Source organism: Azovibrio restrictus DSM 23866 (assembly GCF_000429665.1).
In the GTDB taxonomy this organism is placed as follows: domain Bacteria; phylum Pseudomonadota; class Gammaproteobacteria; order Burkholderiales; family Rhodocyclaceae; genus Azovibrio; species Azovibrio restrictus.
Genome location: NZ_KE386938.1, coordinates 103,618 through 118,749 on the forward strand (window position 1 = coordinate 103,618; position 15,132 = coordinate 118,749).

Consider the following 15,132-nt stretch of genomic DNA (forward strand, 5'->3'; position numbering starts at 1 on the left):
TAAGGAAGGGAGCCTGCTATGGCAATGACTGTACATGTGGACGTGGTGAGCGCCGAAGAAGAAATCTTCTCCGGCCTCGTCGAGTTCGCAGTATTCCCCGGCGAAGCCGGCGAACTGGGCATCATGCCGCGGCACACGCCGCTGTTGACCCGGATCAAGCCCGGTACCGTTCGCCTGAAGGTGCCTGACGAGGATCGCTTCGAGATGGTGTATGTCTCCGGAGGCATGCTGGAGGTTCAGCCGCACATGATCACCGTGCTGGCCGATACCGCCATCCGTGCCGCCGACCTGGATGAAGCCAAGGCTCTGGAAGCCAAGAAGCGTGCCGAAGAAGCGCTGGCCAACCGCCAGGGCGAAATGGACTTCGCTTCTGCCGAAGCCGAGCTGGCCCAGGCCATTGCTCAGCTCCAGGCCATCAAGAAGATGAAGAACGCCATCCACTGATTCCAGTCGGCTCTGGTGAAAAAGGCAGCCTCCGGGCTGCCTTTTTTTGCGTCGTGAAACCCTGGGCTTTAGGGCTGGGGGGAGCGTTCCAGGTGTTGCAAGCGCTTTTCCAGGCGGGCCACGTCATCCCGCAGCGTCAGCAATTGCTGGCTGAAGCCTTGCATCTGGGCCGGGCTGGCCAGCAGGCCGGCTTCGTCCCGGGCGTACTCGCTCAGGTTGGCCGCCATGTTCAGGCTGGCCTGGCGCAGGTGGCGTTGCAGGCTGCGGCCGGTGCTGACCAGCCGGTGGGCGAGAATATCCCCCAGCAAGGGCGCCAGATCTGCTTCCACGTCCCAATCCAGGTTGCGGAACACGAAGCTCAGGGTTTCGGCGAATTCGGCATTGCCGCTGATCCTGGCCTGCTGCATGACCAGATCCACATCCTGCAGGGCCAGCAGGGGAGCGCTGGCTGGCAGGCTGATGCTGACGGCCGGGGCAGCGGCCCCCTGGCTGGAAAACAGGCCCTCGGCGGTGGCGGTCAGATGCAGGCTCAGGGGCCCCAGCTCCAGGGCCAGGCTCTGGCCGGCAAAGGGGCGCAGCCGCAGGCGGGCCCACTCGGCCCCTTGCAGCAGGTGGTTGAGGGCGGCGCCCAGGAGGGGAGTGAGGGGCATCATCGGCGCGGGCCCTAGAACTTGTAGCCCCGGTGCAGGGCGACGATGCCCAGGCTGAGGTTGAAATATTCCACCTTTTCCAGGCCCACGGATTCCATGATGCCTTTCAGGGTCTCCTGGTCCGGATGCATGCGGATGGACTCGGCCAGATATTGGTAGCTGGCTGCATCCTGGGTGACCAGTTGGCCCACCTTGGGAATGACGTTGAAGGAGTAGAAGTCGTAAAGGGGTGCCAGGGGCTTCCAGACGTGGGAGAACTCTAGCACCAGGAGCCGTCCCCCCGGTTTGAGCACCCGGCGCATCTCCGCCAGGGCATGGTCCTTGTGGGTCATGTTGCGCAGGCCGAAAGCCACGGTGACGCAGTCGAAGGTGTCATCCTTGAAAGGGATGAACTCGGCGTTGCACTGGGTGGCCGGAACCGGGTAGCCCTTGTCCAGCAGCCTGTCGCGGCCCCGGCTCAGCATGGCGTTGTTGATGTCGGTGAGCACCACCTGGCCGCTCTTGCCCACCTTCTTGGCAAAGGCCAGGGACAGGTCGCCGGTGCCCCCGGCAATGTCCAGGACCCGGGAGCCCTCGCGCACACCGCTCTGGGCGATGGTGAAGGCTTTCCAGAGCCGGTGCAGGCCGGCGGACATGAGATCGTTCATCAGGTCGTAGCGGCTGGCGACCGAATCGAAAACCTCGGCCACCTTGCGGGCCTTTTCGCTCTCATTGACCTTCTGGAAGCCGAAGTGGGTGGTGTTGTCGCTCATGGGTCAGTGCTTTTTGCAGGAGGTGGCGGGTTGGGAGGTCGTTTCGGGGCCGGCTTCCCGGGAGCGGCCTTGTTTTTCCAGCTGCAGCAGGTATTCCTGCCAGAGTTCGTCCCGATGCTTGCCCAGGTTGTGGAGCAGATCCCAGGAATAGAGGCCGGAATCGTGACCGTCCGAGAAGACGAAGCGCAGGGCGTAATTGCCGACTGGCTCGATGCGCTGGATCTGCACGTCCTTCTTGCCGTACTGGAGCACTTCCTGGCCGGGGCCATGGCCTCGGGCTTCGGCGGAAGGGGTGAATACGCGCAGGAACTCGCAGCTCAGGTGATGACGTTCGCCACCGGGGTAGGCGATTTCGACGATGCAGGACTGCTGGTGCAGCAGGATTTCCTCGGGGATGGGCGTGGAATTGTCGAGACCGGCCATGGAAGCTCCTCATCAAGGGCCGTTAGTTTAACCCAGTTGCCCGGGCCCTTGCGGGCTGTCATCATTCGGTAATCTCAGCTTCATAGACTTCGCCCAATCATGAAATAAATCGGGGGGTCTAAAACAATGGCAGCCAACATTCTCGTAGTCGAAGACGAACCGGCAATCCAGGAACTGATTGCCGCCAACCTGCAGCTGGCCGGGCATTCGGTGCTGCGGGCCGAGGATGGGGAACAGGCCTTGAGCCACGTGCGGGACGCGGTGCCCGACGTGATCCTGCTGGACTGGATGCTGCCCGGGGTTTCCGGTATCCAGCTGGCCCGTCGTTTCCGGGCCGACGAGCGCACCCGGGACGTGCCCATCATCATGCTCACTGCCCGTTCCGAGGAAGTGGACAAGGTGGCCGGCCTGGAAGCGGGGGCCGATGACTATGTCACCAAGCCTTTTTCGCCCCGGGAGCTGATGGCCCGCATCAAGGCCGTACTGCGCCGGCGCGCCCCCCAGATGACCGAGGATTCGGTGGAAGTGGAAGGGCTGTCCCTGGACCCGGTCACGCACCGGGTGCTGGGCAACGGGCAGTCCGTGGTCCTGGGGCCCACCGAGTTCCGCCTGCTGCATTTCTTCATGACCCACCCGGAACGGGTGCACAGCCGCACCCAGCTCCTGGACCAGGTCTGGGGCGACCACGTGTTCGTGGAAGAGCGCACCGTGGATGTGCATATCCGCCGGCTGCGCAGCGCCCTGGAAGCCACCGGCCATGACTGGCTGGTGCAGACGGTGCGGGGCAGCGGTTACCGTTTCTCCGTGCATCCGGACTGATACGGGAGCCCCTTGATCTCCCTCTGGTTCAGCGCCCTGTTTCCCCTGGCCCTGCTGGGCCTCTTCCTGGTCCTGCCCGTCTGGATCATGGAGGGGCCGGTCTGGGGGTTGGTGACCCTGGCGGCCGGCCTGCTCGGCATCAGCGCTCTCAACTTCATGTACCTGCTGCGGCTGCAGCGTTGGCTGGAGGGGCCGCCGGACCGGCCGGTACCCGAGGGGCGGGGGCTGTGGAACCATGTCTTCGCCGGCCTGCATCACCGGGCCCGGGTGCGGCGGGAACAGCAGCAACTGCTGTCCGACGCCCTGGAGCGCTTTCGCCGGGCCGTACAGGCTTTCCCGGACGGCATCATCATCTTCAACCAGCACCGCCAGATCGAGTGGATCAATGCCAATGCGGCGGTCCACTTCCAGCTGGATCCCGGCAAGGACCGGGGCCAGGCCCTGACCAACCTGATCCGCCAGCCGGATTTCGTCAGCTACGTGGAACGGGGCGACTACAGCGCTCCGGTGCTGTTTCCCAATCCCCGCCGGGCGGGTCAGACCCTGCTGGTGCAGGTGGTCAGCTATGCGGCGGGGGAAAACCTGCTCCTGTCCCGGGATGTGAGCGACCAGGAGCGCCTGGACGTGATGCGCCGGGATTTCGTGGCCAATGTCTCCCATGAGCTGAAGACTCCCCTGACCGTGGTGGCCGGTTTTGCCGAGATGCTCTCCGACCCGGAGCTGGAGCCCGATCCGGCCCAGATGCGCCATTACATGGCCCTGATCGCCGAACAGACCCACCGCATGCAGCGCCTGATCGAGGACCTGCTCACCCTGTCGGTACTGGAATCCACCTCCGTGGCCCAGCGGGAAGAGGTGGTGGACCTGGAACCCCTGCTGCAGACCCTGCACCAGGAAGCCCTGGTGCTCTCCGCCGGACGGCACCGGATCAGCCTGAAGATGGAAGGCTACATCCAGCTCCAGGGTAATCCCCAGGAACTGCGCAGCGCCCTGGGCAATCTGGTCACCAATGCCATCCGCTACACCCCGGCAGGGGGCGAGATCGAGCTACGCTGGCTGGGAACCCAGGGGGGCGGGGAGTTTGCCGTGACCGACACGGGGATAGGGATCGCGCCGGAGCACATTCCCCGGCTCACCGAGCGCTTCTATCGGGTGGACCGGGGCCGTTCCCGGGAGACCGGGGGAACCGGGCTGGGGCTGGCCATCGTCAAGCATGTGCTCAGCCACCACCAGGCCACCCTGGAAGTGGAAAGCCAGCCGGGCAAGGGCAGCCGTTTTGCCGCCCGTTTTCCGGCCATGCGCCTGCGTTATGGGGAAGAGGCCAGGCGGCGCCTGGCCTGAGGTTCAGTTTTCCTGAACGTAGCTGACCCGGTCGAAATCCATGCCCCGCTGCAGGATGCTCTTGATGGTCACGTTGCGGATTTCACCGTCGCAGAACAGGGACATGCTGCGTTCGGCCCGGTACAGCCCGGTGGGCAGGACCAGGGCGGGGGGCGCATTGATGGCCTCGACGCCGGGCAGCATGAAGGCCCGCACATAGTGCTCGCCGTTGCCCTTGGCCGAGTCGTTGGAGCGCACCGCGACGGCCTTGGGCATGCCGGGCAGCACCGAGACTCCCAGCACCAGGCTGCCTTCGCTGGTTTCCTGCATCAGCCAGCTGGCTTCCCCGAGCAGATAGTGTTCGCCGTCATGGGGGCAGAGGGCCAGCAGCTGGCTGTGGGCCATCTTCTGCCCTGCCATGGAACGGCCCAGGCGGAAGCCGTTGGCCGAGTGGTTGATGACTTCCCACTGATCCACGGGGAAATCCAGATTGCACTGGCGGATGTGCAGCATCTTTTCCGGTTCCACCATGAAGCGGAAGGTGGCCATGTCCTCGAAATCCTTGCGGGAATAGGCCCGGGAGGCTTCCGGCTGGGTGAACACGTCGCCGGAAATGGCCAGGTGCATGGATTCGAAGCCGCTGCACACCTTGACCCGGCCGCTGGCCGCATAGCGCCGGAAGCGGCGGGGGATGGAGGTCTGGGTCCAGGGACCGGAGAGCCGTTCCAGCAGCTTGCGGGCGTGATTGTTGGTTTCTTCGCCCAGGCCCAGCTGGGAAGGCAGCATCCGTTGTTTGAGCTGGGCCTGGATCTGGGCGATCTGGATGGCCAGACGGGAGGTGTCCAGGCGCCGGGCGGAATCCGCCACCATGCCGTTGGTGGCCGGGTGCAGGGCCTTGTCCTGCATCAGGTCCACCACGAAGGGGGGGACTTCCAGATCCGAATCCACCGGTAGTACCGCGACCAGGGGGGCCCACAGGTAGGCCCAGCGCCGGATCAGGTTCTGGTCCCGGACACTGTGGCTGTAGGGGCTGGCGATTTCGATGAGCAGCAGGGTGATGTAGGTGGCGGCGCAGTGGGTGGTGTGCTGCTCGCCTTCCAGGGGGTCCACCACCGGTTCGGTGGCCACCCCCAGTTCCTCGGCGGTTTCGTAGTAGCCGTGCAGGTCCAGCCAGATGCCCCGGGGCAGTTCCTGGCGGGCCCGGTAATGTTCGTGGATGATGGCGCCGGTGTAGTAGAGATTGCGATGCAGGATGCCCGCCAGATAGTTGGCGTAGTTGGGATCCTTGGGGTCCGCATGCACTCCCTGGGCGCACTGGTTGTAGGCCCGGCCCATCTTGCGCCAGGTCTCCACCACGCGCTGGAAGCGGAACTCCTCCAGCTCTGCCAGGGGCAGGGGCTTGTTGTGGTAGGTGCGGGCCAGCTCCTCGGCGACGAAGCAGAGGGGGACACGGACCTGTTCCAGCAGGGCCAGATAGATTTCCGGGCTGGGCGGTGTGGCCTTGAGGCCGTCCAGCAGACGGTTGATCTGTTCCAGGGCTTCAGGCGGATTGGCCAGGGGCAGCTGGGCAATCAGGTTGATGCCGGTGTCGAGGTCGGGAATGACCAGTTCAGGCGGGGATGCAGTCATGAAGCTACTCCAGGGTCAGGAGGTGCCAGGGCAGTCGGCAGTTTAGCATTGTCCTGGCCCGCGGCGGTGGCCGTCATGAGCACGGCATGGCGGGCGCAAGGGCTTGCACCCGCCATGATCAATGGATATTCCCGCTTAGAGCAAGACTCTTTCGATGCCGCCGCTGTTGGCCTTCTTCACGTAGTCGGCCATCCAGTTGTCGCCGAGCAGGTATTTGGCCATCTCGACCACCACGTAGTCGGCCTGGACCTCGGCGTCGCCCTGGTAGCGGGACAGGCCCTGGAGGCAGGACGGGCAGGAGGTGAGAACCTTCACCTGGCCGGTGAACTGGTCCTGGCGCAGCCGGGCGGCGCCCTTCTCGATCTCTTCCTGCTTGCGGAAGCGCACCTGGGTGGAGACGTCGGGGCGGGTTACCGCCAGAGTGCCGGATTCGCCGCAGCAACGATCGGAAAGCTCCACCGGCTGGCCCATGAGTTCGTTCACCACCTTGATGCCGGAGTGTATCTTCATGGGGGTGTGGCAGGGCTCGTGGTACATGTAGCGGGTGCCCTGCACGCCGTCCAGCTTCAGGCCCTTTTCCATCAGGTACTCGTGGATATCCACCAGGCGGCAGCCAGGGAAGATCTGCTCGAAGTGGTATTTCTGCAGCTGATCCATGCAGGTGCCGCAGGAGACCACCACGGTCTTGATGTCCAGGTAGTTGAGGGTGGTGGCCAGGCGGTGGAACAGCACCCGGTTGTCGGTGGTGATCTTCTGGCCCTTGTCTTCCTCGCCGGCCGAGGTCTGGGGGTAGCCGCAGCACAGGTAGCCCGGGGGCAGCACCGTGGTGGCGCCCACCTCGTAGAGCATGGCCTGGGTGGCCAGGCCGACCTGGGAGAACAGGCGCTCGGAGCCGCAACCGGGGAAGTAGAACACCGCGTCCGAATCCTCGGTGGTCTTGTGCGGATTACGGATCACCGGGATCACCGCATCATCTTCAATATCCAGCAGGGCCCGGGAAGTCCGCTTGGGCAGGCCGCCGGGCATGGGCTTGTTGATGAAGTGGATGATCTGGGCCTTCACCTCGGGGCGGCCCAGGGTGGCGGGCGGATGCTTCACTTGGCCCTGGATCAGGCCCAGGGATTTGCCGATCTTGTGGCCCAGGCGCTGGGCCTTGTAGCCCCATTCGATCATGAATTTCCTGACCAGCTTGATGGTGGCCGGGTCCTTCATGGTGAGGAAGGCCATGGCTGCCGCGGTGCCGGGCACGAATTTCTTCTTGCCCTGCTTCCTGAGGAAATTGCGCATGGCAATGGTGACGTCGCCGAAGTCGATGTCCACCGGGCAGGGGTTGAAGCACTTGTGGCAGACCGTGCAGTGGTCGGCCACGTCGTTGAATTCGTCGAAATGCTGCAGGCTGATGCCGCGCCGGGTCTGCTCTTCATACAGGAAGGCCTCGATCAGCAGGCTGGTGCCGAGGATCTTGTTGCGCGGGCTGTAGAGCAGGTTGGCCCGGGGCACGTGGGTGGAGCAGACCGGCTTGCATTTGCCGCAGCGCAGGCAGTCCTTGACCATGTGGGAGATGCGGCCCACCTCGGACTGCTCCATGATCAGGGACTCGGTGCCCAGGAGGCTGAACGAGGGGGTGTAGGCGTTGGACAGGTCGCCGCCGGGCATCAGCTTGCCCTTGTTGAAGCGGCCTTCCGGATCCACCTTGGCCTTGTATTCCCGGAAGGGCCGGATTTCCTCTTCCGAGAGGAATTCCAGCTTGGTGATGCCGATGCCGTGCTCACCGGAGATGACCCCATCCAGGCTGCGGGCCAGCTTCATGATGCGCTCCACCGCCCGGTTGGCGGTCTGGAGCATCTCGTAATTGTCGGAATTGACCGGGATGTTGGTATGCACGTTGCCGTCCCCGGCGTGCATGTGCAGGGCCACGAACACCCGGCCGCGCAGCACTTCCTTCTGCACCCCGTCCATCTTTTCCGACAGGGGCCGGAACACCGGGCCGTTGAAGATGTTGTCCAGGGGCTCCTTCAGCTCCTTCTTCCAGGAGGCCCGCACCGAGTAATCCTGCAGGCGGTGGAACAGCACCGGGTTGGCGGCCTTGTTGGTGAGCTCCCCGGCGACGATGCCGAATTCGGCAAAGCGGGTTTCCGCTTCCGCCAGGGGCAGGTCCAGGTTGTCCAGCATCCACTGCCAGCGGGAGCGCACGAAGGCCACGTGTTCCAGGGCCTGATCGCGGCGCTCGCCGATCAGTTCGGTCTTGTCCAGCTTGGAGTCGCCCACCTTCACCGGCAGGTCGCCCTGCAGGAACTCGCTCAGGGCGTCGCACAGGGCCAGCTTGTTCTGGATCGACAGTTCGATGTTGATGCGCTCGATGCCGTCGCAGTATTCACCCATGCGCGGCAGGGGAATCACCACGTCCTCGTTCACCTTGAAGGCGTTGGTGTGGCGCGAGATGGCGGCGGTGCGGGAGCGGTCCAGCCAGAATTTCTTGCGGGTTTCCGGGGTGACGGCGATGAAGCCCTCGGCGCCCCGGCTATTGGTCATGCGCACCACTTCCGAGGCCGCGGCCATCACCGCGTCCTCGTCATGGCCGACGATGTCGCCGATCAACACCATCTTGGGCCGCCCGTGGCGCTTGGCCTTGGTGGCGTAACCCACAGCCTTCACGTAGCGCTCGTCCAGGTGTTCCAGGCCGGCGAGCTGCACCCCGGCCTGGTGGCCGGCGCCGCCCGGCTTGAAGTAATCGGTGATCTCGACGATGGAGGGCACGGCCTCGCGCACCTGGCCGAAGAATTCCAGGCAGACGGTGCGGGTCACCGGCGGCATCTTGTGCAGCACCCAGCGGGCGGCGACGATGATGCCGTCGGTGCCTTCCTTCTGCACCCCGGGCACGCCGCCCAGGAACTTGTCGGTCACGTCCTTGCCCAGGCCGGTCTTGCGGCAGCGGGCGCCGGGCATTTCCAGGATTTCCTCGCCGAGCAGGTTCTTGCCGCTCGGGTCGAAACGCTTGAGGCGGAACTGCACCAGTTCCTGCTCGTGGATCTTGCCGTAGTTGTGGTTCAGGCGCTCCACCTCCAGCCAGTTGCCGTCCGGAGTCACCATCTTCCACCAGGCCAGGTTGTCCAGGGCGGTGCCCCAGAGCACGGCCTTCTTGCCGCCCGCGTTCATGGCGATGTTGCCGCCGATGCAGGAGGCGGAGGCGGAGGTGGGGTCCACGGCGAACACCCGGCCGGCCTTGCCGGCCGCTTCCGAGACCCGGTCGGTGACCACGCCGGCGCCGGTGCGGATGGTGGCGTAGGGCTCGCGCATTCTTGGCTCATCGCCGGGCAGGACGACCTCTTCCACCGGGCCCAGGTCGATGAGCTTCTCGGTGTTGATCACCACCGAGTAGCGGGACAGGGGCACGGCGCCCCCCGTGTAGCCGGTGCCGCCGCCCCGGGGGATGATGGTCAGGCCGGCTTCGATGCAGCCGCGCACCAGGGGGCCGATTTCTTCTTCGGTATCCGGGGTGAGCACCACGAAGGGGTATTCGACCCGCCAGTCGGTGGCGTCGGTGACGTGGGAAACCCGGGCCAGGCCGTCAAAGGCGATGTTGTCCTTGCGGGTGTGGTGCCCGAGGATCTTCTGCACCTTCTTCCTGAGCTTGTAGGTTTCCAGGAACCACTGCTCGAAGCGGCCTACGGCTTCCCTGGCCGCCTCGACCAGGCGGGCCACCTTGGCGCTGCGCTCCGGGTCCTCGTTCTGGGCCGCCTGGCGCCGCTTGTCCACCTCCGCCAGGCGATGGTGCAGGGCGTCGATCAGGGCGTGGCGCCGCTCCCGGTTGGCGAGCAGGTCATCTTCCAGATAGGGGTTGCGCTGCACCACCCAGATGTCGCCCAGCACCTCGTAGAGCATCCGGGCCGAGCGGCCAGTGACCCGCTCCCCCCGCAACTCGTCCAGGACCTGCCAGTTGTCCTCGCCCAGCAGGCGGATGACGATCTCCCGGTCGGAAAAGGAGGTGTAGTTGTAGGGAATCTCTCGGAGGCGTGCGGTCATCGTGATTGGTCGGCGGAGCCGGTTCCTGCAAAAAAGGAATTTTAACTTACCCGTCCGCAAGCGGGGGGCGCATCTCCTTGGTGTGTCGGCAGGCCCTGGTGGTTCCCTGTGGACATTCCCGGAGCGCTGCTTAATCATGAGGACGTTGCCGGGAGGCGGGCCATGAAAACGCTGATCATCCTGCTGTGCTGTGTGCTGTCCTGGGGGGGGAGCCCCGCCTGGGCCCAGGCGCGTCCCCTGGAAAAGGTCACCCTGCAGCTGAAGTGGCTGCACCAGTTCCAGTTCGCCGGCTACTACGCCGCCCAGGAAATGGGCTTTTACCGGGAGGCGGGGCTGGAGGTGGATATCCGCGAAGCCCTGCCAGGCAGCGATCCCATCAGCCTGGTGCTGCAGGGCCAGGCCCAGTATGGCGTGGGTACCAGCAGCCTGCTGCTGCGTCGCAAGCAGGGGGCGCCGGTGGTGGTGCTGGGGGTGATCTTCCAGCACTCTCCCCTGGTGTTCCTGGCCAGGGGCACTCCCGAGATCAGCTCCGTCCATGATCTGACCGGGCGCCGGGTGATGATCGAGCCCCTCTCCGATGAACTGCTGGCCTACCTGAGACAGGAGGGGGTCAAGCCCGAATCCCTCTCCGGCCTGGACCACAGCTTTGATCCCAAGGATCTGCTGGCGGGCCGGGTGGATGCCATTTCCGCCTACATCACCGACGAGCCCTATTTTCTCGACAAGGCCCGTTTCCCCTACCTGACCCTGACGCCCCGCTCGGCCGGCATCGATTTTTACGGGGACAACCTGTTTACCACCGAGGCCGAACTGGGGCGCCGCCCGGACCGGGCCAGGGCCTTTCTGGAGGCCAGCCTCAAGGGGTGGCGCTATGCCATGAGTCACCCTGAGGAAATCGCCGATCTGATCATCCGCCGCTACGGGGAGCGGCACGGCCGGGACTACCTGCTCTACGAAGCCAGACAGATGCAGCCCCTGATCCAGCCGGATCTGGTGGAGCTGGGCTACATGAACCCGGGGCGCTGGCACCACATCGCGGCCACCTACGCTTCCCTGGGCATGTTGCCCGAGGATTTTCCCCTGGAAGGCTTCCTCTACGATCCCAAGCCGGCGCCGCCCCTGTCCACCAACATGCGCCTGGTGCTGGTGGCCCTGGGTGCCCTGGTGCTGATCTTCTTCGGTGTGGCCCTGCAGATTGCCCGGCTCAACCGGCGCCTGCGCAAAAGCATGGCAGACATGACCCTGGCCCAGGCCCGCCTGCGCGAGAGTGAATCCCGCCTGCAGCAACAGGCTACCCGGGACAGCCTCACGGGCCTCTTCAACCGGCGCTACCTGGACGAGACCCTGGAGCTGGAAATCGCCCAGGCCCGGCGTCATGGTCATCCCCTGTCGGTGGTGATGCTGGACCTGGACCACTTCAAGCAGGTCAATGACACCTATGGCCACCAGGCCGGTGACGAGGTGCTCAAGGCCCTGGGGGCCATGCTCCAGGAGGATTCCCGGGAGGGGGACATCCTCTGCCGCTATGGAGGGGAGGAGTTCTGCCTGGTGTTTCCCAACATGCCCCCGGCGGCGGCCCAGGCCCGGGCCGATGCCTGGCGCCAGCGTTTTGCCGCACAGGTGCACCAGTTCGGGGATTTCCGTTTCCAGGTCACCTTTTCCGCCGGTCTGGCCAGCTTTCCGGAGCATGGGGCGCACCGGGATGAACTGATCGAGCGGGCAGATGCTGCCCTGTACCGGGCCAAGCACCAGGGCCGCAACCGGGTGGAGGTGGCGGTTCAGGAGGCCGAACCCGGCACCTGAATGCATCCATTCGTCCAAATGGATGGCGGATGTTATGCTGGCGGCCAATCACCGGTTTTCCGCCCTGGCGGGCCGGTATCCCGGGCGCTCCCTCTTCGGACTGGAGCGCCAATTTTTTTGGAGGCTCCCATGCAGACCAAGCCCAAGATCATTCTTTCCACCCTGGACCTGGAGCGACTGGAGGTGCTCCTGGAGCGGCCCGAGTACCAGGCCTTCCCGGGCATCGACGCCCTGGGGGAGGAGCTGGCCCGGGCCGAGGTGGTGGAGCCGGAACAGGTGCCCCCCACGGTGGTGACCATGAATTCCTGCGTCCGCTTCGAGATGCTGCCCGGAGGCGAATCCTTCGAGCTGACCCTGGTCTATCCCCGGGACATGAACGGCGATCCCCAGCGGATTTCCGTGCTGGCCCCCGTGGGCAGCGCCCTGCTGGGCCTCTCGGTGGGCCAGGAAATCGAGTGGCCGGTGCCCGGGGGGCGCAACATCCGGGTCCGCATCATGGCGGTGACCTACCAGCCCGAGCGGGCCGGCGACTACCACCGCTAAGCCATTTTGCCGCTCCCTCCGGGGGCGGCTTTTCTCACCAGAATTTGCGCAGCCAGCTTTTCTTCACCCCCTGCTTGAGCAGCACCGGGGCGTACTGGGTGTCTTTCTCCTGGATGTGCTGGATCAGCCAGTCCCGCAGCAGGCTGAACAGTTCCATGCTGACGCTGGCGTCGCCGCTCTGAAAACGCCGGTGGATGTGCAGCACCTTTTCCACGAACAGGTCGTGGCCGCGCTTGTGCTGGTCGTAGTCGTCGTACTCGAACATGCGCAGCAGGCATTCCTCGATGGCGAAATGGACCTTGGTGTAGTCGATGACTTCATCGATGACCTGTCCGATTTCCTCGGTGCTGCCCTTGCGCACCAGCGCGTTGTAGAGATTGTTGATCAGCGCCACCAGCCGGCGGTGCTGCTCATCTATTTCCTGAATGCCAATATCGTATTCCGGTTTCCAGGTGATGACTTCCATGGATGCTTCCTCCTTGATCAGGAGGGGACCCAAGCAAATAAAGCGCCAGCCATGGAAATCAGGGATTTGCCTTGGCTGGCGTTCCCGGGATTAGCCGCTTTGTCCTATAAGCGACAGCGCTGCCCTGCCTTACCAGGCGCTGCCCTGGGCCACCAGGGCGTAGCGCAGGGCCTTGCCCAGTGCCATGTACAGCAGGCAGGAGAGCCAGTTGAGCTTGAGCCAGCCGGCGCACAGGCAGAGTGCATCGCCGAGCACCGGTGCCCAGGACAGGAGCAGCAGTGCCGGGCCCCGTCGTTCCAGCCTGTCCCGGTGCGGCAGTTGTTCGAGCCGCTGCCATTTGGGCAGGAAGCGGCCGCAGGCGTAGGTGCTCATGCCGCCCAGGGTATTGCCCAGGGTGGCCAGGCCCAGGGCCGGCCAGAATTGCTCCGGATGCAGTTTCAGGAAACCGAACAGCAACAGTTCCGAGCCCCCGGGCAATACAGTGGCAGAGAGGAAGCTGGACAGAAAAATCCCCCACAAGCCCTGTTCAGCGGTGACGTTCAACCATTCCACCCTTTAGAATCCCCTCTTTGCCTCGAAAAAGAACCGCCATGCACCCGGATTACCTGCAGAAGATCCTCAACGCCCAGGTGTACGACCTGGCCGTGGAGACCCCCCTGGATTTTGCCTCCAATCTTTCCGCCCGGGTCGGCAACCGAATTTACTTCAAGCGGGAAGACATGCAGCCGGTGTTTTCCTTCAAGCTCCGGGGCGCCTACAACAAGATCGCCAACCTCTCCGCCGAGAAGCTGAAGCGGGGGGTGATCTGCGCTTCCGCCGGCAACCACGCCCAGGGTGTCGCCATGTCCGCCGCCCACCTGGGCTGCCGGGCGGTGATCGTGATGCCCACCACCACCCCGGCCATCAAGGTGGATGCCGTCAGGAAGCGGGGCGGCGAGGTGGTGCTGGCCGGGGATTCCTACGACGAGGCCTATGCCCACGCCCTGGAACTGGAAAAGAACGAGAAACTGACCTTCGTGCATCCCTTCGATGATCCGGACGTGATCGCCGGCCAGGGCACCATAGGCATGGAGATCCTGCGCCAGCATCCGCGCCAGGACGGCAAGATCCACGCGGTGTTCGTCGCCATCGGCGGCGGCGGGCTGGCGGCCGGGGTGGCCGCCTACATCAAGGCGGTGCGGCCCGAGGTCAAGGTGATCGGCGTCGAGACCTTCGACGCGGACGCCATGAAGCGTTCCATCGCCGCCGGTAAAAGGGTGCGCCTGGACCAGGTGGGCCTGTTCGCCGACGGTACGGCGGTCAAGTTCGTGGGAGAGGAGACCTTCCGGGTCTGCAAGGAACTGCTCGACGACATCATCCTGGTGGATACGGACGCCATCTGCGCCGCCATCAAGGACGTGTTCGAGGACACCCGCTCCATCCTCGAGCCCTCCGGCGCCCTGGCCATCGCCGGGGCCAAGGAATACGCCCGCCAGCACAAGCTCAAGGACAAGGTGCTGGTGGCCGTGGCTTCCGGGGCCAATACCAATTTCGACCGGCTGCGCTTCGTGGCCGAACGGGCCGAGATCGGCGAGCAGCGGGAAGCGGTGCTCGCCGTGACCCTGCCCGAGCAGCCCGGCGCCTACAAGAAATTCGTCGCCCTGATCGGCAAGCACAACATCACCGAATTCAACTACCGCTACCACCACCGGGCCGAGGCCCATGTCTATGTGGGCATGCAGGTGGCCAACCGGGCCGAGTCCCTGAAACTGGTGGAAAGCCTGAAGAAGCACGGTTATCCCACCCTGGACCTGTCCGAGGACGAAACTGCCAAGCTGCACGTGCGCCACATGGTGGGCGGCCACGCGCCCCAGGTGCGGGACGGGGGCATGAGCGAACGGGTGTACCGCTTCGAGTTTCCCGAGCGGCCCGGCGCTCTGATGAACTTCCTCAACCAGATGAGCGCCGGCTGGAACATCAGCCTGTTCCACTACCGCAACCACGGGGCTGACATCGCCCGGGTGCTGGTGGGCATGCAGGTGCCTCCCGGCGAGATGGATGAGTTCCAGGCCTTCCTGGACAAGCTCGGCTATGGCTGCTGGAACGAAACGGATAATCCGGTCTACAAGCTGTTCCTGGGCTGAGTTCCCGCAAGGCTGGAAGGAGACTTCCAGCCTTTTTTGCATGAAAACGATGGTTTTCATGACCCTGCGGAATAAGCATCTGCCCACTTGATCTTTGGGGGCCAGGACGAAAGCCCTAGACTGGCCCCATCCCTCTT

General features: G+C 64.6%; 13 protein-coding genes. 6 read left to right on the forward strand and 7 right to left on the reverse strand.

Annotated features, from left to right (window positions below):
• Window positions 1-18 precede the first annotated feature (18 nt).
• Window positions 19-444: a F0F1 ATP synthase subunit epsilon gene (locus tag G474_RS0118265; RefSeq protein WP_026688197.1), complete on the forward strand. Its 426-nt coding sequence runs from the start codon at window positions 19-21 to the stop codon at window positions 442-444.
• Between the two features lie 68 nt (window positions 445-512).
• On the opposite strand, the gene G474_RS0118270 is transcribed toward G474_RS0118265, so the two are convergent.
• Genes G474_RS0118270 through G474_RS0118280 form a run of 3 tightly spaced genes read right to left on the reverse strand, consistent with a single transcriptional unit; the run spans window position 513 to window position 2,269 of the window.
• Window positions 513-1,097 (reverse strand): ubiquinone biosynthesis accessory factor UbiJ, encoded by a 585-nt coding sequence (locus tag G474_RS0118270; protein ID WP_051282428.1) that lies wholly within the window; start codon window positions 1,095-1,097, stop codon window positions 513-515.
• A gap of 11 nt (window positions 1,098-1,108) precedes the next feature.
• Window positions 1,109-1,846, reverse strand: a complete 738-nt coding sequence (ubiE, locus tag G474_RS0118275; protein ID WP_026688199.1) for a bifunctional demethylmenaquinone methyltransferase/2-methoxy-6-polyprenyl-1,4-benzoquinol methylase UbiE — start codon at window positions 1,844-1,846, stop codon at window positions 1,109-1,111.
• Window positions 1,847-1,849: 3 nt separating this feature from the next.
• The gene (locus G474_RS0118280) at window positions 1,850-2,269 is read right to left on the reverse strand and encodes a gamma-butyrobetaine hydroxylase family protein (protein WP_026688200.1); all 420 of its coding nucleotides are present in this window, start codon (window positions 2,267-2,269) and stop codon (window positions 1,850-1,852) included.
• 126 nt (window positions 2,270-2,395) lie between these two features.
• Here G474_RS0118280 and phoB point away from each other — a divergent pair, with 126 nt between their 5' ends.
• Together phoB and phoR are read left to right on the forward strand one after the other, a co-directional pair.
• Window positions 2,396-3,088 carry a phosphate regulon transcriptional regulator PhoB gene (phoB, locus tag G474_RS0118285; protein WP_026688201.1) on the forward strand — a complete coding sequence of 231 codons (693 nt, stop codon included), beginning with the start codon at window positions 2,396-2,398 and terminating at the stop codon, window positions 3,086-3,088.
• A 12-nt stretch (window positions 3,089-3,100) separates the two neighbouring features.
• A complete protein-coding gene (gene phoR / locus G474_RS21615) occupies window positions 3,101-4,429 on the forward strand; it encodes a phosphate regulon sensor histidine kinase PhoR (protein ID WP_043465294.1) in 1,329 nt (442 codons plus the stop codon).
• A gap of 3 nt (window positions 4,430-4,432) precedes the next feature.
• On the opposite strand, the gene G474_RS0118295 is transcribed toward phoR, so the two are convergent.
• Together G474_RS0118295 and G474_RS0118300 are read right to left on the reverse strand one after the other, a co-directional pair.
• Window positions 4,433-6,037, reverse strand: a complete 1,605-nt coding sequence (locus tag G474_RS0118295; protein WP_026688202.1) for a hypothetical protein — start codon at window positions 6,035-6,037, stop codon at window positions 4,433-4,435.
• A 135-nt stretch (window positions 6,038-6,172) separates the two neighbouring features.
• Entirely contained in the window at window positions 6,173-10,060 is a 3,888-nt protein-coding gene (locus G474_RS0118300) for a DUF3683 domain-containing protein (RefSeq protein WP_026688203.1), read from the reverse strand.
• Between the two features lie 162 nt (window positions 10,061-10,222).
• Between G474_RS0118300 and G474_RS22310 the strand changes: the two genes are divergently transcribed.
• Complete coding sequence (locus tag G474_RS22310; RefSeq protein WP_051282429.1) at window positions 10,223-11,863, forward strand: GGDEF domain-containing protein; 1,641 nt, start codon at window positions 10,223-10,225, stop codon at window positions 11,861-11,863.
• A 129-nt stretch (window positions 11,864-11,992) separates the two neighbouring features.
• Window positions 11,993-12,406: a nucleoside diphosphate kinase regulator gene (gene rnk / locus G474_RS0118310; RefSeq protein ID WP_026688204.1), complete on the forward strand. Its 414-nt coding sequence runs from the start codon at window positions 11,993-11,995 to the stop codon at window positions 12,404-12,406.
• Between the two features lie 34 nt (window positions 12,407-12,440).
• Here the strand turns inward: rnk and G474_RS0118315 are convergent, their stop codons facing one another.
• The gene (locus G474_RS0118315) at window positions 12,441-12,872 is read right to left on the reverse strand and encodes a bacteriohemerythrin (protein WP_043465338.1); all 432 of its coding nucleotides are present in this window, start codon (window positions 12,870-12,872) and stop codon (window positions 12,441-12,443) included.
• Window positions 12,873-13,001: 129 nt separating this feature from the next.
• Window positions 13,002-13,424 carry a YqaA family protein gene (locus tag G474_RS0118320; RefSeq protein ID WP_026688206.1) on the reverse strand — a complete coding sequence of 141 codons (423 nt, stop codon included), beginning with the start codon at window positions 13,422-13,424 and terminating at the stop codon, window positions 13,002-13,004.
• A 17-nt stretch (window positions 13,425-13,441) separates the two neighbouring features.
• Here G474_RS0118320 and ilvA point away from each other — a divergent pair, with 17 nt between their 5' ends.
• Complete coding sequence (gene ilvA, locus G474_RS0118325; RefSeq protein ID WP_342663597.1) at window positions 13,442-14,995, forward strand: threonine ammonia-lyase, biosynthetic; 1,554 nt, start codon at window positions 13,442-13,444, stop codon at window positions 14,993-14,995.
• Window positions 14,996-15,132 lie beyond the last annotated feature (137 nt).